20 protein-coding genes are annotated in these 25,227 nt (G+C 59.1%); 5 read left to right on the top strand and 15 right to left on the bottom strand.

The features are described from left to right. Nucleotides 1–99: 99 nt before the first annotated feature. On the bottom strand, nucleotides 100–1,542 hold the full coding sequence (gene treP / locus ACMXYI_RS12240) for a PTS system trehalose-specific EIIBC component (protein ID WP_415757776.1): 1,443 nt from the start codon (nucleotides 1,540–1,542) through the stop codon (nucleotides 100–102). 236 nt (nucleotides 1,543–1,778) lie between these two features. On the opposite strand from treP, the gene treR reads away from it, so the two are divergent. Beyond that, nucleotides 1,779–2,483: a trehalose operon repressor gene (gene treR, locus ACMXYI_RS12235; protein WP_415773386.1), complete on the top strand. Its 705-nt coding sequence runs from the start codon at nucleotides 1,779–1,781 to the stop codon at nucleotides 2,481–2,483. Between the two features lie 137 nt (nucleotides 2,484–2,620). Then, complete coding sequence (locus ACMXYI_RS12230; protein WP_415773385.1) at nucleotides 2,621–5,680, top strand: membrane-targeted effector domain-containing toxin; 3,060 nt, start codon at nucleotides 2,621–2,623, stop codon at nucleotides 5,678–5,680. Nucleotides 5,681–5,759: 79 nt separating this feature from the next. Here the strand turns inward: ACMXYI_RS12230 and guaA are convergent, their stop codons facing one another. From guaA to ACMXYI_RS12210, 4 genes are all read right to left on the bottom strand, one after another. Further along, complete coding sequence (gene guaA / locus ACMXYI_RS12225) at nucleotides 5,760–7,337, bottom strand: glutamine-hydrolyzing GMP synthase (protein WP_150633823.1); 1,578 nt, start codon at nucleotides 7,335–7,337, stop codon at nucleotides 5,760–5,762. Nucleotides 7,338–7,436: 99 nt separating this feature from the next. Further along, nucleotides 7,437–8,906, bottom strand: coding sequence for an IMP dehydrogenase (guaB, locus tag ACMXYI_RS12220; RefSeq protein ID WP_123368331.1), 1,470 nt, complete (start codon nucleotides 8,904–8,906; stop codon nucleotides 7,437–7,439). 117 nt (nucleotides 8,907–9,023) lie between these two features. Then, entirely contained in the window at nucleotides 9,024–9,572 is a 549-nt protein-coding gene (locus ACMXYI_RS12215; protein WP_415773384.1) for a sugar ABC transporter ATPase, read from the bottom strand. 60 nt (nucleotides 9,573–9,632) lie between these two features. Beyond that, on the bottom strand, nucleotides 9,633–10,400 hold the full coding sequence (locus tag ACMXYI_RS12210; protein ID WP_415773383.1) for a sulfite exporter TauE/SafE family protein: 768 nt from the start codon (nucleotides 10,398–10,400) through the stop codon (nucleotides 9,633–9,635). A 246-nt stretch (nucleotides 10,401–10,646) separates the two neighbouring features. Here ACMXYI_RS12210 and xseA point away from each other — a divergent pair, with 246 nt between their 5' ends. Next, complete coding sequence (gene xseA / locus ACMXYI_RS12205) at nucleotides 10,647–12,026, top strand: exodeoxyribonuclease VII large subunit (protein ID WP_033061484.1); 1,380 nt, start codon at nucleotides 10,647–10,649, stop codon at nucleotides 12,024–12,026. Between the two features lie 3 nt (nucleotides 12,027–12,029). After that, nucleotides 12,030–12,851, top strand: a complete 822-nt coding sequence (locus ACMXYI_RS12200; RefSeq protein WP_415773382.1) for a peptidoglycan DD-metalloendopeptidase family protein — start codon at nucleotides 12,030–12,032, stop codon at nucleotides 12,849–12,851. Between the two features lie 26 nt (nucleotides 12,852–12,877). Here the strand turns inward: ACMXYI_RS12200 and ACMXYI_RS12195 are convergent, their stop codons facing one another. Beyond that, on the bottom strand, nucleotides 12,878–13,234 hold the full coding sequence (locus tag ACMXYI_RS12195) for a hypothetical protein (protein ID WP_415773381.1): 357 nt from the start codon (nucleotides 13,232–13,234) through the stop codon (nucleotides 12,878–12,880). Between the two features lie 398 nt (nucleotides 13,235–13,632). Between ACMXYI_RS12195 and leuA the strand changes: the two genes are divergently transcribed. After that, nucleotides 13,633–15,312, top strand: coding sequence for a 2-isopropylmalate synthase (gene leuA / locus ACMXYI_RS12190; RefSeq protein WP_415773380.1), 1,680 nt, complete (start codon nucleotides 13,633–13,635; stop codon nucleotides 15,310–15,312). Nucleotides 15,313–15,484: 172 nt separating this feature from the next. On the opposite strand, the gene ACMXYI_RS12185 is transcribed toward leuA, so the two are convergent. The 9 genes from ACMXYI_RS12185 to pilW all read right to left on the bottom strand — a co-directional run bounded on the left by ACMXYI_RS12185 (nucleotide 15,485) and on the right by pilW (nucleotide 25,225). Continuing rightward, nucleotides 15,485–16,276 (bottom strand): amidohydrolase, encoded by a 792-nt coding sequence (locus tag ACMXYI_RS12185; RefSeq protein ID WP_095131624.1) that lies wholly within the window; start codon nucleotides 16,274–16,276, stop codon nucleotides 15,485–15,487. Further along, the gene (locus ACMXYI_RS12180; RefSeq protein WP_415773379.1) at nucleotides 16,264–17,412 is read right to left on the bottom strand and encodes a pyridoxal phosphate-dependent aminotransferase; all 1,149 of its coding nucleotides are present in this window, start codon (nucleotides 17,410–17,412) and stop codon (nucleotides 16,264–16,266) included. The genes ACMXYI_RS12185 and ACMXYI_RS12180 overlap by 13 nt, the downstream gene beginning before the upstream one ends. Before the next feature lie 173 nt (nucleotides 17,413–17,585). Further along, on the bottom strand, nucleotides 17,586–19,055 hold the full coding sequence (der, locus tag ACMXYI_RS12175; RefSeq protein ID WP_046046039.1) for a ribosome biogenesis GTPase Der: 1,470 nt from the start codon (nucleotides 19,053–19,055) through the stop codon (nucleotides 17,586–17,588). 139 nt (nucleotides 19,056–19,194) lie between these two features. After that, nucleotides 19,195–20,346, bottom strand: coding sequence for an outer membrane protein assembly factor BamB (gene bamB / locus ACMXYI_RS12170; protein WP_415757788.1), 1,152 nt, complete (start codon nucleotides 20,344–20,346; stop codon nucleotides 19,195–19,197). Beyond that, nucleotides 20,339–20,980 (bottom strand): tetratricopeptide repeat protein, encoded by a 642-nt coding sequence (locus tag ACMXYI_RS12165; RefSeq protein WP_415773378.1) that lies wholly within the window; start codon nucleotides 20,978–20,980, stop codon nucleotides 20,339–20,341. Before ACMXYI_RS12165 ends, bamB begins: the two co-directional genes overlap by 8 nt. Before the next feature lie 40 nt (nucleotides 20,981–21,020). Further along, nucleotides 21,021–22,310 carry a histidine--tRNA ligase gene (gene hisS / locus ACMXYI_RS12160; protein WP_415773377.1) on the bottom strand — a complete coding sequence of 430 codons (1,290 nt, stop codon included), beginning with the start codon at nucleotides 22,308–22,310 and terminating at the stop codon, nucleotides 21,021–21,023. 24 nt (nucleotides 22,311–22,334) lie between these two features. After that, a complete protein-coding gene (gene ispG / locus ACMXYI_RS12155; protein WP_008147751.1) occupies nucleotides 22,335–23,444 on the bottom strand; it encodes a flavodoxin-dependent (E)-4-hydroxy-3-methylbut-2-enyl-diphosphate synthase in 1,110 nt (369 codons plus the stop codon). Nucleotides 23,445–23,447: 3 nt separating this feature from the next. After that, complete coding sequence (locus ACMXYI_RS12150; protein WP_415773376.1) at nucleotides 23,448–24,467, bottom strand: RodZ domain-containing protein; 1,020 nt, start codon at nucleotides 24,465–24,467, stop codon at nucleotides 23,448–23,450. Further along, nucleotides 24,467–25,225, bottom strand: coding sequence for a type IV pilus biogenesis/stability protein PilW (gene pilW, locus ACMXYI_RS12145; RefSeq protein WP_415773375.1), 759 nt, complete (start codon nucleotides 25,223–25,225; stop codon nucleotides 24,467–24,469). Before pilW ends, ACMXYI_RS12150 begins: the two co-directional genes overlap by 1 nt. Between the last annotated feature and the right edge of the window lie 2 nt (nucleotides 25,226–25,227).

Raw genomic sequence — 25,227 nt, 5'->3', positions numbered from 1 at the left:
GTTTTGTACTGGCCTTGCGGGCCTCATCGCGGGCAAGCCCGGCTCCCACAGGTGATCGCATTCCAATGTGGGAGCGAGCTTGCTCGCGATAGCGATCTGTCAGGCGACCCGATACCCGGGCCGAACAATCTTCATGCTCAACCCGCAGGTCAGAACAAACGGCACGACCATGGCAATGACCATCCCGATCACGAACATCGGAATGAACTGCGGAATGATCGAGATAAAACCGGGCAAGCCGCCGACGCCAATCGCCGAGGCCTGGACCTTGTTCAGCGACAGGAAAATGCAACCCAGGGCCGAACCGATCAGGGCTGCGTAGAACGGAAATTTGTAGCGCAGGTTGACCCCGAACATCGCCGGTTCGGTGATGCCGAAGTAGGCGGAAATCGCCGAGGTCGAGGCCATGCTTTTATCCCGCACGTTACGGGTCATGTAGAACACCGCCAGTGCCGCGCTGCCCTGGGCCAGATTGGACATGACGATCATCGGCCAGATGAAGGTGCCACCCTGGGTGGAGATCAACTGCAAGTCGACTGCGAGGAACATGTGGTGCATGCCGGTGATCACCAGCGGCGCGTAGAGCAAACCGAAAATCGCACCGCCGACCATTGGCGCCAGGTCAAACAGCATGACCACGCCTTCGGTGATAAGAATCCCCAGATGCCGGGTCACCGGGCCGATCACTGCCAGCGCCAGCACGCCGGTCACAACGATGGTGGTGATTGGCACCACCAGCAATTGCACCGCGTTAGGCACCCGCGCCCGCAGCCATTTCTCGATGACGCTCATCACATAGGCCGCCATCAGGATCGGCAGGATCTGCCCTTGGTAACCGACCTTCTCGATCTGGAACAGCCCCAGGATGTCGAAGTACGGCAGGCTCTGCCCGTCCAGCCCGGCCACCGCTTTGCCGTAGTTCCAGGCATTGAGCAGGTCCGGATGCACCAGCATCAGGCCGAGCACGATGCCGAGGATTTCGCTGCCCCCAAACCGTTTGGCCGCCGACCAGCCCACCAGCGCCGGGAGAAACACGAACGAAGTGTTGGCCATCAGGTTGATCAGGCTCCAGAGCCCGTCAAGCTTCGGATAGGCGTCCAGCAGGGTCTTGCCCTCGATGAACATGCCCTTGGCGCCGATCAGGTTGTTGATGCCCATCAACAGGCCGGCAATGATCAACGCCGGGAGGATTGGCATGAAGACGTCGGAAAACACCCGCACCAGACGCTGCATCGCGTTGATCTTGTCGGCGCTTTTTTGTTTGACGTCGGCGATGGTTGAAGCCGCGAGACCGGTTTGACGGCGTAGCTCTGCGTAAACCTTTTCCACTTCGCCGGGGCCGATGACCACCTGGAACAGGCCACCGGTAAAGAACGAACCCTTGACCAGATCGATCTGGTTCAGCGTGGCGCTGTTGACCAGGCTCGGGTCCTTGAGGGCCAGGCGCAGGCGGGTGACGCAGTGCGCGGCCTGCTCGAGGTTGTCGCTGCCACCGAGGCTTTGCAGCAGCTCGCTGGCGATGTTCGGATAGTCGTGGCTCATGCTTTTCTTCCGCTGTAGTTTTTTGTTTTTGGCAGCACGCCGAAGCGAAAAGTACTCGTCTGTACGAGTTAAAGCAACAACTCGTACAGACGAGTTTGAATTTGTTTATCCTGAACCCGACCAGCGGCGACATTTCCTACCTCAAAAGTCAAAGAAGCCTAACGCCGCATGGACAAACCCCTACCCTGCCCTTAAGGTTCGAAGCCTTGAGTACAGCGCGGCATAGAGCCATCCCCATGAGTAAATACAACCAGATCTACAGCGATCTGCTTGCCAGCATCACGACCGAACGTCTGGAACGTGGCGCCCGGTTGCCTTCCGAAACGGAACTGATGGACAGCTATCAGGCCAGCCGCGGCACCGTGCGCAAGGCCATCGAGCAACTTCAGGAGCGCGGTTTCGCCCAGAAAGTCCATGGCAAAGGCACGTTCGTGCTGTCGACCAACCCGATCGAATTCCAGTTGGGCGGCATCGTCAGCTTCCAGGAGACCTATCCGCGCCTGGGCAACGATGTCAGCACCGACGTGGTCGAGTTCAGCCAGATCCCCCTCGAAGGTTCTCTGCTCGAACACATCCAGGCTGAAGAAGGCAGCCTCATTACCCGGATCAAGCGAGTGCGGCGGATCGACGGCAAACGCGTGATCCTCGACATCAACCATTTCGTCAGCGATGTGATCCCCGGTCTGTCCCGGGACATTGCCGAGCACTCAATCTACGCCTTCATCGAGCAGACGCTGCAACTGCAAATCGCCTACGCCCAGCGCACCATCGAAGCGGTGCCCCGGAGCAAGGACGACCAGCAACACCTGGACCTCGACGGCCAGAGCCATGTGATCGTGGTCAGCAACCAGACGTTTTTGCAGGACGGACGGCAGTTCGAGTACACCGAATCGCGGCACACCCTGGACAAGTTTTACTTTTCTGACATTGCACGGCGCTGAGCCTGATTCTGGAACTTGCCATCTCCTACATCTTCCGTCAGCAACTGACCTCTGCCAGCTACCCAGTGCCTTACAGATGAAACCGATGCCCCTTGAGATAGTGAGCGCCCCCTCAGCAACCTCTCAAGGCGAGCATCATGGACGACACTCAAGACATAACCCTGCCCGACGCTACCGATGCGCTGGCCCTCCAGGCCCTGATCCCTGATCTGGTAACCGATTGCCCCGACATGTACGCCATGGCGTACCAGGTCGCCAAAGACATTCTCATCCAGCACAACATCACGGATATCGAACCCGACAAAGTCTACTGGCATCGGTTTAATGCCGCTCAAAGCAGCTCGAAAACCTTCACCGGTTGGGAGCACATGTTTGAAAAACCCAAGGAATCGATGACCTTCCCGCAACTGGTCATGCAGCGTTTCAGTGTCCACGACCAGGACAACGCTGACCTGCTGGACGCTGAAAGCGGCTTCTATCGCGTCGGTGCGGATGCCGGAAACTACGATGAGACCAACGAAATTCGCCTGCACGCCAGGGATGCGCTGAAAGCCTTTTGGGACATCAACTTCAGCGACCGTTACAAAACGGCCATCGCAACGTTCTGGGAAAAACACAGCGCCGATTTCCGCGCACTGGCCAAGTGCACCTTCATTGCCAAGGCCATCGACGACTATGAGAAGGGACACCTGACCCGCGAACACTTCACTACAGTGCTCAGGGCTGTCGTCGGCAATGTGAGCCGGCCACTCACCCGACAAATGTTGATGGACGAAGCACCAACGGGCAGCGGTCTATCGATTCGCAAGTTTTACATCGACCGATTCGTGTCGACGGACATCCTCAGCATTACTGACGACAGCGACCTGAACATTCTTTACGTTCCGGGCGAATCCAGAGGATTTCACTGCTTTAACAAGGTCGAGGAGTTGCACAAATGGCTGGTCAATGAGGTCAAGGACGCCGAAGGCCGTGAACGCATGCTCATGCACTTCAAACAGGAAGAGCGGGACATTCTTCAGGAAAGACCCACTTCGCTAGGGCACAAGCTCGCCAATTTCACCGGCATTGGCCTGATCATCCACAACTTCGAAGAAACGCCCATCGATAATGTCGGTCTCACCCATGCATATGACGTGTTACCTGGCGACTATGAGGTCGCGGACCATCATTTACTCCATTATCGCGGCGAGAAAATTGCCGGTGATGCGTTTACGCACCTGAGTCAGTCCACCCGTGACCGCATGCTCAGCGATGCCAACTTCCTGTTGCACTCCAACGGCGAGATCAGGAAGAAACTGTGGATCGGCTATCTCAATGCTTTCAACCACACGTTCGGGCCGATGGCCGCCCTTGCATGGCCGGCAGCGCTGGTTGTTGTTGGCGCAGGCATTGCCAATGTCGGCCTGCACATCGACCAGGCCATCAACGACCACACCCCCGCTGAACGCAAGGCTGCAGTGACTGGCGCCATCCTTGGCAGCGTTGAGGTGCTATTCAACTTGCCGTTTGTGCGCGGCGCGAGCGAACTGGTTGAGGCGCTGGAGGTTGAAGAGGTCCTCACGCCCGAGGAAGCGCTGAGCGCAGACGTTGAAACCGGCACCGCGCCACTGCCTGCCATCGAAGCCATTGCTCCTGGCCCGACCGACGTCGACATCCTGACCCCTTTTGAAACCAACGAGATTCTCGACGGCGATGCGCCGGTCAGCGACGAGGGCATGTTCCGGGGTATTTATCAGCCTGGAACCGGGGGCAACTACATCGCCATCGATGATAGTTTTTTCCGGGTGCGCTACCGCAATGAACTGAAGTGCTGGGAAATCATCGACCCGGTCAACCCCTACTCCTTTTACCGCAACATACCGGTACGCCTGAATGAACTGGGTGAATGGGTGCCCCTCACGCGTCCCGGCCTGGCGGGAGGTGGCAAGTTTTCCGATCTATTTGCCAGGGCCGAGCCGCCACTCCCGGACTTCGATGCCCCCGCGACTGCATACGATGTTCCACAGGACATCAAGCCAGCCCTCAAACAGGCAGCCAAGGGTATGGCCTCGAAGGGGAGTTTGAAGGACGGCTTTGTCAATCTCAACAATCCGGACAATGAGCTGGAAGCCTTCAAGAGACTGCGCCGAACGCTGCACGACGACGCCGTGACCTTCTATTCGCAACCGCCGCTGCAACCCAGACCGACCATTCCATCGTTCATCGCGAATGCAAAGATCAAGGACATCATCAAGACTCTTTTCAAGCGGTCACAGAGCCTGGTCATCGGTGAAAGTCACTCCAGCGTGGGCAGCAAACAGTTTCTGGTCGAGAACATGAGCGTGCTGCGCAAACAAAAGGTCAAAACCTTGTACATGGAGCATCTGCTGACCGATTTCCATCAGGCCGACCTGGACGTGTTCAATCGCACCGGGGTGATGTCCGAGGATCTGGAAAGCTATCTCAAGGACCTTGACGCAGGTTTTTCGACTGACCCCAGCGAACAATTCACCTTTGAGCAGGTGGTCAGGACAGCGCAAAAAAACAATATCCGCGTTCAGGCCATCGACTGTCTTGCCAGTTACCGCAGCACCGGCATTCAGGGGGCAACCATTAACTTTCGGCAAAAAATGATGAATTTCTTCGCCCGACAGGTGATCAGCGCTGACCAGACAGCCAGAGGCACGCACCGCTGGGTGGCGTTGGTCGGTAACAGCCACGCCAACACCTATGGCGACGTGGCGGGAATCAGCGAGCTTGAAGGCAGCATCGGGCTGCGTATTGAAAGCGTAGGCCCGGACGAGCTCGGCGGTATCAAGGTCGACCCGGGGGTCTCCGACGGGGCCCGCCCGGGGCAAGCAGCCGGTTTTGCCAAAAATGACTTGTTGCTGCAAATCCCGACGCCGAAAAACGTGATCCTGGCGCAAAGGCTGGAGGATGGGCTACCCAGGCCTGGCATGTACACCCTCAGCACCAGTACCGGCGAACCCGTTCTGGTTCACCGCAGCAGAACCCTCACCAGCAGATTCATCACCAGTAACGGCATCGTCACTCGGGGAAAACTCCTCCGAACGCCCATAAAACATGATGCAGCCGGGTTCTACGTCGAACGGGATTCCTGGCAGATCAACGGTCGACGCTTTCAAACCACAGCGGGCTTGAGTTCAGCCCTGCACAGAATGGGCATGACCCCCGTCCGACTACCCGACGTCTAAAACGCAAAAAGGCCGTGTGAACAGTGTTCACACGGCCTTTTCAGTTACCTGCGATCAAGCCATCAAGGCTAGCGCGGGATTATTCCCACTCAATGGTCGCTGGCGGCTTGCTCGACACGTCATAAGTAACGCGGGAGATGCCTTCGATTTCGTTGATGATCCGGCCGCTGACGGTTTCCAGCAGCTCGTAAGGCAGGTGTGCCCAACGCGCGGTCATGAAGTCGATGGTTTCCACGGCACGCAGGGCAACCACCCAGGCGTAACGACGGCCATCGCCGACCACGCCAACCGATTTCACCGGTTGGAACACCACGAATGCCTGGCTGACCTTGTGGTACCAGTCGGCCTTGCGCAGTTCTTCGATGAAGATGTGGTCGGCGCGACGCAGCAGGTCGGCGTATTCCTTCTTCACTTCACCGAGGATCCGCACGCCCAGGCCCGGGCCCGGGAACGGGTGACGGTAGACCATATCGTATGGCAGACCGAGTTCCAGGCCCAGTCGACGGACTTCGTCCTTGAACAGCTCGCGCAGCGGTTCAACCAGCTTGAGGTTCATTTCTTCCGGCAGGCCACCCACGTTGTGGTGCGACTTGATTACGTGAGCCTTGCCGCTTTTGGCGCCAGCCGACTCGATCACGTCCGGGTAGATGGTGCCTTGTGCGAGGTACTTGATGTTGTCCAGTTTGTTCGACTGGGCATCAAAGACGTCGATGAAGGTACGGCCGATGATTTTGCGCTTTTTCTCTGGATCGCTTTCGCCAGCCAGGTTGTTCAGGAACTGATCTTCGGCGTTGGCGCGGATCACCTTGACGCCCATGTTCTCGGCGAACATGGCCATCACTTGCTCGCCTTCGTGCAGACGCAGCAGGCCGTTGTCGACGAAGACGCAGGTCAGCTGGTCGCCGATGGCTTTGTGCAGCAGTGCCGCAACCACGGAGGAGTCAACGCCGCCGGACAGGCCGAGCAGTACGTTGTCAGTGCCGACCTGGGCGCGAATGTTGGCGATGGCGTCTTCAGCAATCTTCGAAGGCGTCCACAAGGCTTCGCAGCCGCAGATGTCGAGGATAAAGCGCGAGAGGATGCGACCGCCCTGCTTGGTGTGGGTCACTTCCGGGTGGAACTGCACGCCGTAGTAGCCACGAGCATCGTCGAACATGCCGGCGATCGGGCAGCTTGGGGTGCTGGCCAGGATGTGGAATTCCTGAGGCATCCTGGTGACCTTGTCACCGTGACTCATCCACACGTCGAGGCCGAACAGGCCATCGGCGTCGATGTGGTCTTCGATGCCGTCGAGCAGACGGCTCTTGCCGACCACGTCGACACGGGCGTAACCAAACTCACGCAGTTCGGAACCTTCAACCTTGCCACCCAGCTGTTCAGCCATGGTCTGCATGCCGTAGCAGATACCGAAGACCGGTACGCCCAGGTCAAACACCGCTTGCGGGCAGCGAGGGCTGTCGGCTACGTGCACGGACTCGGGGCCACCGGCGAGAATGACGCCTTTGGGAGCGAATTCGCGAATCGCTTCGTCGTCCATGTCGAACGGATGCAGTTCGCAGTACACGCCGATTTCACGCACGCGGCGGGCGATCAGCTGGGTGTACTGGGAACCGAAGTCGAGGATCAGGATGCGGTGAGCGTGAATGTCGAGGGCCATGATTCAGTCTCGTCTTAGTAATTCAGAAACAGTCGTGATTCAGAAACAACTCGGGGCTGAATAAAACAGCCCCGGTTACTTAACTTTTTGCTGGAAGGCTCAACCTACGCGGTAGTTTGGCGCTTCTTTGGTGATTTGCACGTCGTGAACGTGGGATTCGGCCATGCCAGCGCCGGTGATCCGCACGAACTCAGGCTTGGTGCGCATTTCTTCGATGTCGGCACTGCCGGTGTAACCCATCGAGGAACGCAGGCCGCCCATCAGTTGATGGATGATGGCGCTCAGGGTGCCCTTGTAAGGAACACGCCCTTCGATCCCTTCCGGAACCAGTTTCTCGGCGCCTGCCGAGGAGTCCTGGAAGTAGCGGTCGGAGGAGCCTTGAGCCTGGGACATGGCGCCCAGCGAACCCATGCCGCGGTAAGCCTTGTACGAACGACCCTGGAACAGTTCGATCTCGCCTGGCGCTTCTTCAGTACCGGCGAACATCGAGCCCATCATCACGCAGGAAGCACCGGCAACGATGGCCTTGGACAGGTCACCGGAGAAACGGATGCCGCCGTCGGCGATCAACGGAACGCCAGTGCCTTCAAGGGCAGCGGCGACGTTGGCGATGGCACTGATTTGCGGGACGCCGACACCGGCGACGATACGGGTGGTGCAGATCGAGCCTGGGCCGATACCGACCTTGACTGCATCGGCGCCCGCTTCGGCCAGAGCCTTGGCGGCAGCGCCGGTGGCGATGTTGCCGCCGATGACCTGCACTTCAGGGAAATTCTGTTTGACCCAGCGAACGCGGTCGATCACACCTTTGGAGTGACCGTGAGCGGTGTCGACCACCACCACGTCAACGCCGGCATTGACCAGGGCAGCTACGCGATCACCGGTGTCTTTACCGGTACCGACAGCAGCGCCAACACGCAGACGACCTTGGTCGTCCTTGCTGGCCAGCGGGTAAGCCTTGGCTTTTTCGATGTCGTTGACGGTCATCATGCCTTTGAGGGCAAATTTGTCGTCGACGATCAGCACGCGTTCGATACGGTTTTTGTGCAACAACTCGCGGACGTCGTTCTTGTCGGCGCCTTCCTTGACCGTGACCAGACGCTCTTTAGGCGTCATCACTTCACGGACGGTGGCGTCCAGACGGTTTTCGAAACGTACGTCACGGGAAGTGACGATGCCGACCAGGTCGCCATCGTGCAGTACCGGAACGCCGGAGATGTTGTGCATGCGGGTCAGTTCGAACAGTTCACGAACCGTGGCGTCAGCCTCGATGGTGATCGGGTCCTTGACCACGCCGGCTTCATAACGCTTGACCTTGCGCACTTCGGCAGCTTGCTGCTCGATGGTCATGTTCTTGTGGATAATGCCGATGCCACCTTCCTGAGCCATGGCAATTGCCAGACGGGCTTCAGTAACGGTGTCCATGGCGGCAGAAACCAGAGGAATATTCAGCTCGATGCCACGGGTTAGGCGGGTCTTGAGACTGACTTCGTTAGGAAGCACCTCGGAATAACCAGGCACTAGGAGAATGTCGTCGAATGTCAGAGCTTCTTGGCTGATACGCAGCATCGCGGGGGCTCCCGAGCGGGAAAATGGAAGCGCGCCATTATAGTCAGACACCCCCTCGGGTTCAATGTAAAACTCTGTCTATTATTAGCATTACTGATATACGGAGATTCTCGCTTCCTACAGCTCGACTTTCACCCAACTGACAGGCTGATCGAGCCAATCGGCAAATTCGTCGATAAAGCTCTGTTTGAACCCGGCCTCGGCCCAGTTGTTGAAGATAAAACCCAGGTTGGAAAAGCCGCATTCCTGCAGGAAAAGAAACCCGTTGATGTCATCTTCATGCCCGCACTCCGGACACGTGAAGTTATCGGTGCGCCCCGGCATCCAGTCTTCCAGGCTTTCGAACAGCGCTTCGCCGACTTCCTTGCGACACTCGGCGCAACCCGCCTCTTCAAGGAAACCCTTGGCCGGCGTATAGATGCAGCGCTTGGTGATGATCTCCAGGCCATTGACCGGTTCGCCGAACGGCAGCGCTTCAGGATGCAGCACGACAGCGCGGGCACCGTCGGCGATGGCATGAGCCATGCGGTTACCCGTGCGGCCACAGGTGGTCAGTTCTTCCTTGACGATGTTCTTGCGCACCAGCCAACGCACGACCGCCCGGGCCCGGGGTTCGTGCACCGGCAGTGTGGAGATTTTCGGGACAATAATGCTTTGCGAATTCATGGTGCGGCCTGCTGCAACGCTTTAACGAAGCCCGGCAGCATAAGCACCCGGCTTCAGAGGTCAAGCACTCAAGTATCGTCCGATCAAGGCAATTCCGCTGGCCAGCACCAACCAGGTCACCAGCCGCACAAACGCCTCGCGGGACAATCTCATGGTCAACCGTCGGCCGATCCACAGCCCCAATGCCATGGCCGGCAATAAACACAGCGCCAATACCAACAAGGGTAGCTCGGCATACACACCCGCGACAGCAAACAGGCTCAAGCGCACCACGGTGCTGCAACTGATCAGCGCACTCTGGGTCGCCCGGGCTGCCTCTTTGGGCAGGCGACTGTTCAAATAGATCGCATATAAAAAGCCGCCACTGCCAAACAATGCCCCGAACATCCCGCCCACCGTGCCCATCGGCATGGCCCAACCGGCGGACAATTGTGTCGGACGGGTTTTGACCCACAAGCTGTAAATCGCGTAGGTGCTGATAAACAGCCCCATCAACAGCAACAACACATCGGATTTCAGATTCAGTAGAAAAATAACCCCTAGCGTGCAGCCCACCGCCATGCACGGCAGCAGCCGCAGCAACTCGGGCTTTGCCACATCCCGTCGCGAAGGCAGCAGATTGCCGAACGCCGCGACGAAATCCAGCAGCACCAGCAGCGGCACGATCTTCGACAGCGGCATGAACAGGATCAGAATCGGCCCCGCCACCAACGCGGTGCCGAAACCGGCAATACCGAACACGATGTAGGCCAGGGCAATGCCCAGCGCGATTACCAGCCAGTCCGTAGCGCCGAAGGGCCATTGGTTCAACAACTCAAGCACGCTCATCTGCACGTCTTCCCTGATTACCATTGATGACTGTACAGGTCGTTCAGCTGTTTCTCGACCTATGTAGCAGCTGGCGAAGCCTGCGTTCGGCTGCGTAGCAGTCGCTAATCCGTCCACTGCGCCGGGACTGACACCACGCGTAACCCGATTTTACGACTGCTACGCAGCCGAACGCAGGCTTCGCCAGCTGCTACACGATTTCGTGAACGTAGAGATTCCCGTGCGAATGCCTTTAAACTGCGCCCCATGATTAAAGATCCCTTTGCAAGACTCGGCCTGGACCGTGAAGTCCTGACTGTCAGCCAGCTCAACGGCCGCGCGCGGGTGTTGCTCGAAGACGTGTTCAGCAACATCTGGGTCGAAGGCGAAATCTCCAACCTCGCCCGTCCGGCGTCCGGTCACGTGTACTTCACCCTCAAGGACAGCGGTGCCCAGGTGCGTTGCGCACTGTTCCGGCAGAACGCGGCGCGGGTTCGTCAGGCGTTAAAGGATGGTCTGGCGGTCAAGGTCCGCGGCAAGGTTTCGCTGTTCGAGGGCCGTGGCGACTATCAGCTGATCCTCGATACCGTGGAGCCGGCCGGTGACGGTGCGCTGCGTCTGGCCTTCGATGCGTTGAAGGAAAAACTCAGCGCCGAAGGCCTGTTCAGCGCCGAGCGTAAAGTGCCGCTGCCGGCGCATCCGCAACGCATCGGCATCATCAGCTCGCCCACCGGCGCGGTGATTCGCGACATCATCAGCGTATTCCGGCGCCGTGCGCCGCAGATCCAACTGACGTTGATCCCCACTGCCGTGCAGGGCCGCGAAGCCACTGCACAAATCGTCCGCGCGCTGAAACTGGCGGACGCCCGTGGTTTCGACGCGTTGATCCTGGCCCGTGGCGGCGGCTCGCTGGAAGACCTTTGGTGCTTCAACGAAGAAGCCGTGGCCCGCGCCGTGGATGCCTGCGTGACACCGATTGTCAGCGCCGTCGGCCATGAAACCGATGTATCGATCAGCGACTTCGTGGCCGACGTCCGCGCCCCGACGCCATCCGCCGCCGCCGAACTGCTCGCGCCGGATTCCAGTGACCTGGTCCGCCGGGTCGAAAGCCTGCATCGACGGCTGGTGATGCGTATCCGCGACCGCTTGATGCGTGACCGTCTGCGCCTGGAAGGCATGTCCCGCCGCCTGCGCCATCCCGGCGAACGTCTGCGCCAGCAAGCGCAGCGCCTGGATGATCTGGACATGCGCATGCGCCGCGCGTTCGAACGCAGCCTCAATACCCGTCGCGAACGGTTGATCCGTCTGGAAACCCGCCTCGCCGGGCAACATCCGGGGCGACAACTGGCGATGCTCCGTCAGCGCCTCGACAGCCTTGCCGAACGCCTGCCCCGTGCCATGCGCGAAGGGCTCAAATCCCGTCGCCTGCAACTGCAAAGCCAGATGCAGACGCTGCATGTGGTCAGCCCTTTGGCGACCCTTGGCCGTGGCTACAGCATTTTGCTGGACGAACGCGGCAACGCGATCCGCAACGCCGCGCAAACTCACAATGGTCAGCGCCTGAAAGCCAGACTTGGCGAAGGCGAACTGCAAGTGCGGGTCGAAGACAATCACCTGACGCCTGTCACCCTTTCTTTACTGGATTGATCCATGCCGCGTTTTTTAGCTCCGATGCTGTTGCTGTGCCTGACCTTCAATGCCCACGCCGACAGTTACATCACCCGCCTGTTGAATAAACCGGTGCCGGGCGGCGTGGCCGTGGTGGATCTGGGTTCCTCTGCGCAGGCGCCGAAGGCCAGTTATCAGGGCAAACCTGTGCTGGTGGTCAAGGAACAGAACAACTGGCTGGCGATTGTCGGTGTGCCGCTGACGGTTAAACCGGGCACTCAGCAGGTCAGCAGTGGCGGTCGCACTCTGAACTTCAACGTTGGCAACAAGAAGTACCCGGAACAGCACATCACGTTGAAGAACACGCAGCAGGTCAATCCGAACCCGGAGAATCTCAAGCGCATCGAGGGTGAGTTGGCCGAACAGATCCAGGCTTACCGCAGCTTCAGCCCGAACACCCCGAGCAATCTGCTGCTGGACAAACCGGTCAACGGACCGCTGTCGAGCAAGTTCGGCGTGCGCCGCTTCTTCAACGGTGAAGAGCGCAATCCGCATGCGGGACTGGATTTCGCCGTGCCTGCCGGTACGCCGATCAAAACCCCGGCTGCCGGTAAGGTGATCCTGATCGGTAACTACTTCTTCAATGGCAACACGGTGTTCGTCGATCACGGGCAGGGCTTTATCAGCATGTTCTGCCACATGTCGAAGATTGATGTGCAGGTTGGCCAGCAATTGGCCCGTGGTGGAGTGGTCGGGAAAGTGGGTGCCACCGGGCGGGCGACCGGGCCGCATATGCACTGGAATGTCAGCCTGAATGATGCGCGTGTGGATCCGGCTATCTTTATAGGTGCATTTCAGCCCTGAATATTGAGTGAGGCGACTGGCGCCGCTTATTCAGCCTCAAGGTCCTCAATCCCATGGATTTCCCTGTGCGCCAGGCACTCTTTGATCCACGCCTGAGTTTCCTCCGAGAAGCCCGCCAACTCTTCAGCACTGATCAACTCATGAGTACACAGCCCCAGCAAGTGGGCAGGCGCTTCATTGCGTGAGTGCCTGAACACGTCGAACGCCCAATACAGCTCCTGTTGACCGGCCTTCAGCCTTTCCTCACTGGCTTCAATACGCTCGTAAGGCGCGATGTTTTTATCCAGCACTATGCGCTCGACCTCTTCCATGATCCGAATGCATAGCCGCTCATGGGCCAACGGACGCAGTGCGCTATAAAGCTTCCAATCTGACTCGTTCATTGCCGACTCCTGCCTGCCAGTAGTCCTTGGTGAGGCTTTAAGAATAGCCGCGCTGACACGCCCTATCACCGAAAGCCTTCAATTGCGCATCGCTCAAACCTCGCGCAAACATAAAAACAATCACCACCCTTCACCGCAATAAAATCTCGATAACCACGACTTTTCGAGGATTCCTCTCAAATTTTTTCGACCGCTTGCCATCCTTCACCCTCGCGGTTAGGGTTGAAGGCATGAAAACCTCTCACACCCTCATTCAGCTTCGCCAGCACCGCAGCCTGTGCCTTGTCAGTGCACGACTGCCAGGCTGAATCGCGGTGCCTCGTCCTACGCTTTATCCCCAGAACATTTGATCCACCGGCAGGCCGCCTTTTTTCGGCCCACACAATAAGGATTTCCCGATGAGCATGCTCAAAGACCCGTCTTCGAAATACCGCGCGTTCCCGACCATCGACATCCCGGACCGCACCTGGCCGTCGAAGACCATTACCGCCGCGCCGATCTGGTGCAGCTCCGACCTTCGTGATGGTAACCAGTCGTTGATCGAGCCAATGGACGCGGTCAAGAAGCTGCGTTTCTGGAAAACCCTGGTGTCGGTCGGCGTTAAAGAAATCGAAGCGTCGTTCCCGGCGGCTTCGCAAACCGACTTCGACTTCGTGCGTACCCTGATCGAAGGCAACCACATCCCGGACGACACCACCATTCAGGTGCTGACCCAGGGCCGTGAAGATTTGATCGAGCGCACCTTCGAATCCCTGCGCGGGGCGAAGAAAGCCATCGTTCACCTGTACAACGCCACCTCTCCTTCCTTCCGTCGCATTGTCTTCAATCAGGACAAGGAAGGGGTCAAGGCCATCGCCGTGAACGCGGCCAAGCTGTTCGTCAAATATGCCGCCCAGCAGCCAAACACCGAGTGGACCTTCGAATACTCGCCAGAAACCTTCAGCGCCACCGAGCTCGAGTTCGCCAAAGAAGTCTGCGACGCGGTGATCGAAGTCTGGAACCCGACGCCTGAGCACAAGGTGATTCTCAACCTGCCAGCCACCGTCGAATGCGCGACCCCGAACATCTATGCCGACCAGATCGAATGGTTCGGCCGTCACATCAACCGTCGTGACAGCGTGATCATCAGCCTGCACACCCACAACGACCGTGGCACTGGCGTTGCGGCTACCGAACTGGGCCTGATGGCCGGCGCCGACCGTGTCGAAGGCTGCCTGTTCGGCAACGGCGAACGTACCGGTAACGTCGACCTCGTGACCGTGGCGCTGAACCTCTACACCCAGGGCATTCACCCTGAGCTGGATTTCTCCGACATCGACGGCGTGCGCAAAGTCGTCGAGGAATGCAACCAGATCCAGGTGCACCCACGCCACCCGTACGTCGGCGACCTTGTTCACACCGCGTTCTCCGGCTCCCACCAGGACGCCATCCGCAAGGGCTTCGCCCAGCAGAAACCGGACGCCCTGTGGGAAGTGCCGTACTTGCCGATCGACCCGGCCGACATCGGCCGCAGCTACGAGGCGGTAATCCGCGTCAACAGCCAGTCGGGCAAGGGCGGTATCGCTTACCTGCTGGAACAGGAATACGGCATCAGCTTGCCGCGTCGCATGCAGATCGAGTTCAGCCAGGTTGTGCAGCGTGAAACCGACCGCCTGGGCCTCGAGATGACGGCTCAGCAGATCCACGCGCTGCTGCACAGCGAGTACTTGCAGGCCAACACTCCGTATGCGCTGGTCAGCCATCGCCTGCAGGAAGAAAACGGTCACAGCGCCGTGGAAGTGGAAGTCTCTGGTAAAGGTCAGGGTGAAACCAACCTGCACTGGCGTGGCAAGGGCAACGGTGCCCTGGAAGCGCTGGTGGCCGGTCTGCCGATTCCGGTTGAAATCATGGACTACAACGAACACGCCCTCGGTTCGGGCACCAATGCCAAGGCTGCGGCCTACATTGAACTGCGCGTGAATGGTGAACGTGCGGTGCACGGCGTCGGTATCGATGAAAACATCACCACCGCCAGCTTCAAGGCCCTGTTCAGCGCGCTTAACCGCTCCCTGAGCCAGCCGGAAGCGAAAGCGGCGTAAGCCTTCGCTGAAACGCAAAAGGCCCCGAGGTGCGAACCTCGGGGCCTTTTGTTTGCCCTGATCGTTCCCACGCTCCGCGTGGGAATGCAGCCCGGGACGCTCCGCGTCCCATCAGAAGCCGAACGCAGAGCGTCCGTAGAAGCATTCCCACGCAGAGCGTGGGAACGATCGGTTACGTGAACTCGAAGGTATCCGCATCCAGATTCGCTGGAAAGCGTGTTCGATAAGCCTGAAGATCTGCAGCATTCAGAACGACCTGAAACACGCCATCGGCTTCGCCCGCACTGAGCAAGGTCTCGCCCTGGAAGTCCAGCACTTGGCTGTCACCGGTGTAGGCAAAACCTTTGCCGTCAGTACCAATGCGATTCACCGCCGCCACGTAGCAAAGGTTTTCGATCGCCCGCGCTGGCAGCAAACGGTTCCAGTGCTGACGCCGTGCCCCCGGCCAGTTGGCGGTGTACAGCAGCAAATCGGTGTCCTGAGCATCACGGCTCCAGACCGGAAAGCGCAGGTCGTAGCAAATCAGCGGACGCACTCGCCAGCCCTTGAGTTCGAACTGCACCTGGCGCTCACCCGGGGTGAAGTGGTTGTGCTCACCGGCCATGCGGAACAGATGGCGCTTGTCGTAGTGCCACACCTCCCCGTCCGGCCGCGCCCACAACAGGCGATTGCGATGGCTGCCGTCAGCTGCCTGGACGATCACACTGCCGGTGATCACTGCATCCAATTTCGCTGCCTGAACCCGAAGCCATTTGCTGGTCGGACCGTTTTCCGACTCGGCGAGGGTCTCGGACTCCATCGAGAAACCGGTGGTGAACATTTCCGGCAGAATGATCAGGTCAGCGCCGCGAGCCTGTTCCAGCAACGGCTCGAAATGCTCCAGATTGGCCTGACGATCGTGCCAGGCCAGGGTGGTCTGGATCAGCGCGATGTTCAGATTGGGTAGCGCACTCAGATCACGCATAGTTTTGCCGCTGCTTCACGCAGGGTCTCCTCGCGTTTGGCGAAGCACAGGCGCACCAGGCGCTGGCCTTCGGGCGGGGTCTGGTAGAACACCGAGATCGGGATACTCGCCACGCCATGTTCGCGGGTCATCCACAACGCCATCTCGACATCATTGAGGTCCGGGCGGATCTGCGAGTAATCGACCAATTGGAAATACGTGCCGGCCACTCGGGTGAAACTGAAGCGCGACGGCGTCAGCAGATCGCAGAACAGATCGCGCTTGGCCTGATAGAAAGCCGGCAGTTCTTCGACGTGTTCCGGGTGCTCGGCCATGAAGTCGGCCAAGGCGTATTGCAGCGGTGTGACGCCGCAGAAACTGACGTATTGGTGAACCTTGCGCAGCTCCGCGGTGAGGGCCGGCGGTGCGACCACGTACCCGGTTTTCCAGCCAGTGACGTGATAGGTCTTGCCGAAGGAACTGACCACGAATGCTCGCGGATACAGCTCTTCGTGATTCAGCACGCTGACGTGAGGCACGCCATCGAACACCAAGTGTTCGTAGACCTCATCGCTGATGACATAGATATCGCGGTCGCGGATCAACGCCGCCAACTGATCCAGCTCAGCACGACTGATCAGCGCGCCGCTTGGGTTATGCGGGGTGTTGAGGATGATCATCCGCGTGCGCGGCGTAATGGCTTCACCGAGCTTCTGGAAGTCGATGGCGAAGTCATTCAAACCCAGTTGCACATGGACGCAGCGACCACCGGCCAGCTCAACCGAAGGTTCATAACTGTCGTAGGCCGGATCGAACACGATCACTTCGTCGCCGCTGTGTATAACCGCTTGAATGGCGCAAAAAATCGCCTGGGTCGCACCGGGCGTGACTGTCACTTCATGGTCGGCATCCACATTGACGCCGTAGCTGCGGGCGATCTTCGCCGCTATCTGCTGACGCAATGCAGGAAGGCCGGTCATCGGCGAATACTGGTTATGGCCACTGGCGATATGCCGACCGACCGCATCGCACAGGGCCTGCGGCGCATCGAAATCGGGAAAACCCTGGGACAGATTCAGCGCCCCGGTTTGCGCCGCGAGCTGAGACATCTGAGTGAAGATAGTGATGCCGACATTCGGCAGCTTACTGGTGATCATCGGTGATTCCCTGCTCTACACCCGGCTCTACGGCGGCGCGGGAGTGTCCGAGGATAGCCCAAACGACAGGCATGAAAAAGGGCGCCATTGGCGCCCTCTCTACTTCACCGACTTGGACGCAGAGCGTCCGAGACTGCATTCCCACGCAGAGCGTGGGAACGATCAAACCTGAATCAGCGCTTGTCGCGGCGCTTCTTGTCGGCTTTCTTGTGGTGCGACATCATCCGACGCTTCTTGTTGACCTGGCGGTCGGTGAGCGAATTCTTGTTGCCTTCGTACGGGTTCTCGCCGCCCTTGAACTCGATGCGGATCGGCGTACCGACCAGCTTCAAGACCCGACGATAAGTGTTTTCCAGGTAACGAACGTAAGACTTCGGCACTTTCTCGATCTGGTTACCGTGAATCACGATGATCGGCGGGTTAGCACCACCCAAGTGGGCATAACGCAGCTTGATCCGACGGTTGTTGACCATCGGTGGCGCGTGCTCACCAACCGCATCTTCCAGAATCGTGGTCAGGCGGTTGGTTGGCCAGCGGGTGACCGCAGACTTGAACGAGTTCTGTACGGAGGCGTAGAGGTTGCCCACGCCCGTGCCGTGCAGGGCCGAGATGAAGTGAATGTCGGCGTAGTCAACGAAGAACAGTCGACGTTGCAGCTCGACCTTCACGAAGTCGCGCTCGCTCGGCGTCATGCCGTCCCACTTGTTGATCGCGATCACCAGCGCACGACCCGACTCAATGGCGAAGCCCAGCAGGTTGAGATCGTGATCGACCACGCCTTCGCGGGCGTCCATCACAAAGATCACCACGTTGGCGTCTTTGATCGCCTGCAGGGTCTTGACCACGGAGAATTTTTCGACTTCTTCGTGGATCTTGCCGCGCTTGCGCACACCGGCGGTGTCGATCAGCGTGTACTTCTCGTCGTTACGCTCGAACGGGATGTAGATACTGTCGCGGGTGGTGCCGGGCTCGTCATAGACGATTACCCGGTCTTCACCGAGCATGCGGTTGACCAGGGTCGACTTGCCGACGTTCGGACGGCCAATGATCGCGATCTTGATACCGTCTTTTTCGCTCGGGCCAGGAATGCGCTTGGCTTCCTCGCCTTCGGCAACGATCTCTTCCTCGCCTTCTTCCAGCTCGTCATCGTCTTTCGGGAAGTCGCTGAGGGCGATTTCCAGCATCTGGGTGATGCCACGACCATGTGCACCGGCGATCGGGATCGCGTGGCCCATGCCCAACGGGGCGAATTCGGCGCGGGCCATTTCAGGGTCGATGTTGTCGACCTTGTTGGCAACCACGTAAGAACGCTTGTTACGTTTGCGCAAATGCTCGGCGATCATCTGGTCGGCGGCGGTGAAACCGGCCTTGGCATCTACCAGGAACAGAACGACATCCGCTTCTTCAATGGCCAGCAGCGACTGCTCGGCCATTTTTTCGTCCATACCGTGCTCGTCACCGGAGATACCGCCGGTGTCGACCAGAATGTAGGAACGCCCTTGCCACTTGGCCTCACCGTATTGGCGATCACGGGTCAGACCGGACAAGTCGCCGACGATGGCGTCGCGAGTCCTGGTCAGGCGGTTGAACAAGGTGGACTTGCCGACGTTCGGTCGGCCCACCAGGGCGATTACGGGAACCATGCGGCTCTCCACTTCGTTATTTCAGAAAATACAAAAGCCGCTGCGAGGCAGCGGCTGGTGCTCGGGGCAGCGCTTGAGGGCACTGCGAACCCCGTGTTACGGGGCTGCCTGGGGTTTAACCCCAAGCATAGTCAAACCTTTACTTAATGGTCAGGGCTTCCAGTTTGCCACTGTTGCCATACAGATAAATCGTGTCACCCACCACCAGCGGACGGGCACGCAGGCCGTCGCTGTCGATGCGCTCGCGGCCGACGAAACGACCATCCACCTGGCTCAGCAGATGCAGGTAACCTTCCATATCACCGACTGCAACATAGCTGGAGAACACTTCCGGAGCCGACAGTTGACGACGGGCCAGCGAATCGTTGCTCCACAAGGCTGTGGTGGAACGCTCGTCGACGCCTTCAACGGTGCCCGAAGACAGGCTCACGTAGACGCTGCCAAAACCCTGGGCGACACCGGCATAGCTGGAAGCATCACGCTGCCAAAGCTGACGACCGCTTTGCAGATCCAGTGCCGCAACGCGACCCTGGTAGCTGGCGACGTACAGCGTTTCGCCGGAAAGCAGCAGGCCACCGTCGATATCGACAACGCGCTCCAGTTCCGAACGACCTTGTGGAATCGCTACACGTTGTTCCCAAACCGGCACGCCGTTGGAAATATCGAGAGCAACCACTTTACCGGTCGACAGGCCAGCCACCGCGAGGCGGTTGGTGACGATCGGCGCACTGGTGCCGCGCAGGGTCAATACCGCCGGAGTACTGTCGTACAACCAGCGCTGGGTGCCGGTAGCGGCATCCAGACCGATCAGACGGTCATCCTGAGTCTGAACGACAACGACATCACCGTTGTTGGCCGGCGGTGCGAGGACTTCACTGGACACGCGAGCGCGCCATTTCTCTTCACCGTTGATGGCGTCCAGGGCAACGATTTCACCCTTGATCGTACCGATCAGGAGCAGACCGTAACTGACGCCGACAGCGCCGGAAACAGGCAGTTCGAGATCTTTCTTCCATTTGACGTCGCCATTGCTGCGATCCATCGCCATCACCACACCGGTGACGTCGGCGGCATAGATGGTATCGCCATCGATCGCCGGAACCAGCATGTTGTACGAATCGCCCTGACCGTCACCGATCGAACGACTCCACTGCTTTTGCAGAACCACTTCTTCTTTGAAGTCGGTCAACTCGGCCGGTGGCAGTTCTTTTTTGCTGTTGCTGCTGCAACCCGCGGCCAATATGGCCAGAGCCAGCAATGCTGCATGTTTCCAACGAATCACGTCACGCATCCCCTTTGGCCAGGTCGTCCAGCTTGATTTGTAGGCCACCCACTGCCGCTTCATCCGACAATGCCGCCTTGGCTTTTTGATACGCCGTGTTCGCTTCGTCGGTACGACCCAACTGCACCAGCAGGTCGCCTTTGAGTTCTTCGCGAGTGGCCAGGAATGCTTTATCGGCATCGCCTTCGAGCAGTTTCAGGGCTTCATCGGCCTTGTTCTGCGCGGCCAGCACCTGCGCCAGGCGCTGACGAGCAATTTCGCCCAGCGCCGGGTTGGCCGGTTTGGCGACAATGGCTTTCAGCTCGCTGGCTGCGTCATCCAGCTTGCCGCTGTCGACCGCGACTTTTGCCACGAACAGGCTGCCGTACTGCGCGTAAGCGCTACCGCCGAACTCGCTGTTGAGCTTGCCGGCCAGGTCCGCAACACGGGCGGCATCAGGCTTGCCGTCTGGCGTCAGCGTGGTTTCCAGCAGTTGCTGATAGAGCATCGAGGCGCCTTGCGACTGATTGCTCTGATACTTGTGAAAGGCCTGCCAGCCGAACACGATGACCAGCGCCAACAGGCCGCCAGTGACCAGGGGCTTGCCGTTGCGTGTCCACCAGTCCTTCAAATCCGACAGCTGTTCGTCTTCGGTACTCGACACCCCAATACTCCTTAATCGCTAAATCGGCTGTTTGACAGCTTCAACCCTGCACGACGCAGGTGGCCAGGTGTGCAGCAAGCGCATCCCAGGCAATGCTTTGTTGTTCGCCCTGGCCACGCAGGGGTTTGAAACCTACCACTTGCTGGGCCATTTCGTCGTCACCGAGGATCAGCGCGTACAACGCACCGCTCTTGTCGGCTTTCTTGAACTGGCTTTTGAAGCTGCCGGCGCCGGCATTCACTTGCAGGCGCAGGTTGGGCAATTGATCACGAACACGTTCACTCAGGGCCAGACCGGCCAACTCGGCGGCTTCACCGAAGGCGCAGAGGTAAACGTCGACCTGACGGAAAATCTCTTCCGGGATCTGCTCCAGGGTTTCAAGCAGCAGCACCAGGCGCTCGATGCCCATGGCGAAACCAACGCCAGGGGTCGGCTTGCCGCCCATCTGCTCCACCAGACCGTCGTAACGACCACCGGCACACACGGTGCCCTGGGCGCCCAGCTTGTCGGTGACCCATTCGAAAACGGTCTTGCTGTAGTAATCCAACCCGCGAACCAGCTTCGGGTTGATCACATAAGGAATGCCCGCAGCGTCCAGGCGAGCCTTGAGGCCCTCGAAGTGCACGCGGGATTCTTCGTCGAGGTAGTCGGCCATTTTCGGCGCGTCGACCAGCACGGCTTGAGTGTCAGCGTTCTTGGTATCCAGGACCCGCAAAGGGTTGGTCTTCAGACGGCGCTGGCTGTCTTCGTCCAGCTTGTCCAGGCGGGCCGAGAGGAACTCGACCAGCGCTACGCGATAACGACCGCGGGACTCGGCAGTGCCCAGGCTGTTGAGTTCGAGCTTGACCGCATCACGGATGCCCAGCTCGCCCCACAGGCGCCAGGTCAGCACGATCAGCTCGGCATCGATGTCCGGACCGTCGAGGTTGAACACTTCGCAACCGATCTGGTGGAACTGGCGATAACGGCCTTTCTGCGGACGTTCGTGGCGGAACATCGGACCTATGTACCAGAGTTTCTGCACCTGGCCACCGCCGGTGATGCCGTGCTCGAGCACCGCACGCACGCAGGCCGCTGTGCCTTCGGGGCGCAGGGTCAGGGAATCGCCGTTGCGGTCGTCGAAGGTGTACATCTCTTTCTCGACGATGTCGGTTACTTCACCGATGGAACGCTTGAACAGCTCGGTGAACTCGACGATCGGCATGCGGATCTGCTTGTAACCGTAGTTATCCAGCAAACGCGAGACGGTGCCTTCGAAATGACGCCACAGGGGAGTCTGCTCGGGCAGGATGTCGTTCATGCCACGTATGGCTTGCAGAGACTTGCTCACAAAAAATCCTTAAATTCGTTCGACTCAACCGCGGGCGATTACAGCCGCGTCGGCTTCGACCTTTTCGGCCGCTTTCTGGCGGATCAAGCGTTCAAGCTCATCCACCAGATTGTCATTCGTCAGTTTCTGCGACGGCTTGCCGTCGATGTAAATCAGGTTTGGCGTGCCGCCGGTCAAGCCAATATGGGCTTCCTTGGCTTCGCCCGGCCCGTTGACCACGCAACCGATGACCGCGACATCCAGCGGCACCAGCAGGTCTTCGAGGCGCCCTTCCAGCTCGTTCATGGTTTTGACCACATCGAAGTTCTGCCGCGAGCAGCTCGGGCAGGCGATGAAGTTGATGCCACGGGAGCGCAGATGCAGGGATTTGAGAATGTCGTAGCCGACTTTCACTTCCTCGACCGGGTCGGCCGCCAACGAGATGCGAATAGTATCGCCAATCCCTTCGGCGAGCAGCATACCGAGGCCCACGGCGGATTTCACCGTGCCTGAACGCAAACCACCGGCTTCGGTGATGCCCAGGTGCAGCGGCTGGACGATTTCCTTGGCCAGCAAGCGGTAAGCGGCAACGGCCATGAACACGTCGGAGGCTTTCACGCTGACCTTGAAGTCCTGGAAATTCAGGCGTTCAAGGTGCTCGACGTGACGCAAAGCAGACTCGACCAGCGCAGCCGGGGTCGGCTCGCCGTATTTCTTTTGCAGGTCTTTTTCCAGGGAACCGGCGTTTACGCCGATGCGGATCGGAATCCCGCGATCACGGGCGGCATCGACTACCGCACGCACGCGGTCTTCGCGACCGATGTTGCCCGGGTTGATTCGCAGGCAGTCAACGCCCAGTTCGGCTACGCGCAGAGCGATCTTGTAGTCAAAGTGGATGTCGGCAACCAAAGGCACCTTGACCAGCTTCTTGATCTTGCCGAAGGCTTCAGCGGCATCCATGTCGGGCACGGAAATTCGCACGATATCGACGCCAGCCGCTTCCAGACGATTGATCTGGGCCACGGTGGCGGCGACGTCATTGGTGTCGCTGTTGGTCATGCTCTGCACAGCGATAGGCGCATCGCCGCCAACGGGCACGTTACCGACCCAGATTTTGCGGGATTCGCGACGTTTGATTGGAGATTCGCCGTGCATGACTTATTGACCCAACTTCAGGCGAGCAGTCTCGCCACTGGTGAACGGAGCGACATCAACCACCTGCCCGTTGTAGCTGACCTGCGCGCCACGGGCGAAGCCCAGACGCACGGTAAACGGTGGCTTGCCGCTCACGGAAACGTTTTCGCCTTTGCGCTTGAGACCGCTCAACAACACCTTGCCGGTGCCATCGGTCACTTGCGTCCAGCAATCGGCAGTGAATTGCAGTTGAACCTGGCCCTGGCCGGCAACCGGAGCCGCCGTGGCTGGAGCGGGAATGGTCGGAGTCACCGAAGCGCTCGCAGGCGGGGTCGATACAACAGGAGCAGTCGGGGCTGGCGCGACCGGAGTCGATACAACCGACGCAGTGCTATGCGCGGGTGCCGCAGGCGTTGGCGCTGGTGCAACCGGTGCAGTCGCTTCAGCTTCGGCCGGTGCTTCAGTGGAATTCTCGGCTTGCGGCAACGCAAGAGCGGTTGCGCCTTCAGCCTGACCTTCCGCGACGGCCTGGTCTTCCGGCTCGTCCAGCGGATGGATCTGGGTGGTGCCGTCAGCGCCTTCGACTTCAACGTGTTCCGGGCTCAGGCTGGTCACGTCTTTGGTGCGCAATGAGGTTTGATCCTGCCACCAGACAAAACCACCACCAATCACTGCGATCAGCAACAGCAGGCTGACAATTCGCAAAATGGTGTGGGAAACCCGAACCGGCTCTTCGATACGTCCCAGGCTATGAACGTTGCTACCCTGGGAGTCGGTGCCGGTGGATTGGTCGAACTGTTGGACCAGTACGGTTTGATCCATGCCGAGCAATTTCGCGTAGGCGCGAATATAACCGCGAGCAAAGGTATGCCCAGGCAGCTTGTCGAAAGCGCCGGCTTCCAGATTGCTCAGGGAATTGACGGTGAGGTTGAGCTTGAGGGCCACTTCGGCCAGCGACCAGCCATTGCTTTCGCGAGCCTGGCGCAAAGTCTCACCGGGATTAACGCGATTCGCTGCTACAACTTCGGGATGCGCCGCTTTCATCATTGCTCCGACAGGTATTGCTGATATTCCGGCGTACCGGGATAGAGTCGTTTTAGTTGCAGGCCAAAACTGGCGGCCTTGTCGCGATCTTCAAACACTTTTGCCAGCCGAACGCCGAGCAATAGACTACGTGCATTTTGCTCGGCGAGCAGGCTAAAACGATCGTAGTAGTCACGCGCGGGCACATAATGCCTGTCTTCGAAGGACAACTCAGCCATTTCCAGCAATGCACGTGGCTGTTGGCGATTCAAACGCAGGGATTTTTCCAGCTGCTGCTGCGCCAGATCGCGCTGCCCCAGCTTCGAAGCGGTCATTCCAAGGTTCTCGAACACCCGCGAACGCTCAGGATACAAGGTATCGGCGGCGGCCTGTTCAAAGCGCTCGTACGCCTCTTTGTAGCGTTTCTCTTCGAAAAGAAAACTGCCGTAGTTGTTCAGGATTCGCGCATCGTTGGGGCGGGAAGACAGCGCCTTGCGAAAATGCTGATCCGCCAGCTCCGGCTCCATCTCGGCCTGGAATACCAGACCCAGCGCAGCGTTGGCATCCGGATCCGAGTCATCCAGATCCAGCGCTTTCTTCAACGGTACTTTCGCCCGTTCGGTCATGCCCTGCTGCAAGTACCCCAAGCCCAGCTGCACATAGGCAACGCGCGCTTCATCGCGGCCCTTGCTGGTCTTCATCGGGTTGAAATCGCCCGACAGGACACAGCCAGCACACAGGCTGGCCAACAGCAAAAGCAGCGCGAAGCGCAGGGACATAG

This window comes from Pseudomonas lyxosi (assembly GCF_047758685.1).
Lineage (GTDB): Bacteria > Pseudomonadota > Gammaproteobacteria > Pseudomonadales > Pseudomonadaceae > Aquipseudomonas > Aquipseudomonas lyxosi.
This window is presented reverse-complemented; position numbering and strand designations above follow the sequence as displayed.

Bases quoted from the DNA above. Each gene is read 5' to 3' on its own strand.
- treP (WP_415757776.1), bottom strand. From the start codon at position 1,542: ATGAGCCACGACTATCCGAACATCGCCAGCGAGCTGCTGCAAAGCCTC.
- treR (WP_415773386.1), top strand. From the start codon at position 1,779: ATGAGTAAATACAACCAGATCTACAGCGATCTGCTTGCCAGCATCACG.
- ACMXYI_RS12230 (WP_415773385.1), top strand. From the start codon at position 2,621: ATGGACGACACTCAAGACATAACCCTGCCCGACGCTACCGATGCGCTG.
- guaA (WP_150633823.1), bottom strand. From the start codon at position 7,337: ATGGCCCTCGACATTCACGCTCACCGCATCCTGATCCTCGACTTCGGT.
- guaB (WP_123368331.1), bottom strand. From the start codon at position 8,906: ATGCTGCGTATCAGCCAAGAAGCTCTGACATTCGACGACATTCTCCTA.
- ACMXYI_RS12215 (WP_415773384.1), bottom strand. From the start codon at position 9,572: ATGAATTCGCAAAGCATTATTGTCCCGAAAATCTCCACACTGCCGGTG.
- ACMXYI_RS12210 (WP_415773383.1), bottom strand. From the start codon at position 10,400: ATGAGCGTGCTTGAGTTGTTGAACCAATGGCCCTTCGGCGCTACGGAC.
- xseA (WP_033061484.1), top strand. From the start codon at position 10,647: ATGATTAAAGATCCCTTTGCAAGACTCGGCCTGGACCGTGAAGTCCTG.
- ACMXYI_RS12200 (WP_415773382.1), top strand. From the start codon at position 12,030: ATGCCGCGTTTTTTAGCTCCGATGCTGTTGCTGTGCCTGACCTTCAAT.
- ACMXYI_RS12195 (WP_415773381.1), bottom strand. From the start codon at position 13,234: ATGAACGAGTCAGATTGGAAGCTTTATAGCGCACTGCGTCCGTTGGCC.
- leuA (WP_415773380.1), top strand. From the start codon at position 13,633: ATGAGCATGCTCAAAGACCCGTCTTCGAAATACCGCGCGTTCCCGACC.
- ACMXYI_RS12185 (WP_095131624.1), bottom strand. From the start codon at position 16,276: ATGCGTGATCTGAGTGCGCTACCCAATCTGAACATCGCGCTGATCCAG.
- ACMXYI_RS12180 (WP_415773379.1), bottom strand. From the start codon at position 17,412: ATGATCACCAGTAAGCTGCCGAATGTCGGCATCACTATCTTCACTCAG.
- der (WP_046046039.1), bottom strand. From the start codon at position 19,055: ATGGTTCCCGTAATCGCCCTGGTGGGCCGACCGAACGTCGGCAAGTCC.
- bamB (WP_415757788.1), bottom strand. From the start codon at position 20,346: ATGCGTGACGTGATTCGTTGGAAACATGCAGCATTGCTGGCTCTGGCC.
- ispG (WP_008147751.1), bottom strand. From the start codon at position 23,444: ATGCACGGCGAATCTCCAATCAAACGTCGCGAATCCCGCAAAATCTGG.
- ACMXYI_RS12150 (WP_415773376.1), bottom strand. From the start codon at position 24,467: ATGAAAGCGGCGCATCCCGAAGTTGTAGCAGCGAATCGCGTTAATCCC.
- pilW (WP_415773375.1), bottom strand. From the start codon at position 25,225: ATGTCCCTGCGCTTCGCGCTGCTTTTGCTGTTGGCCAGCCTGTGTGCT.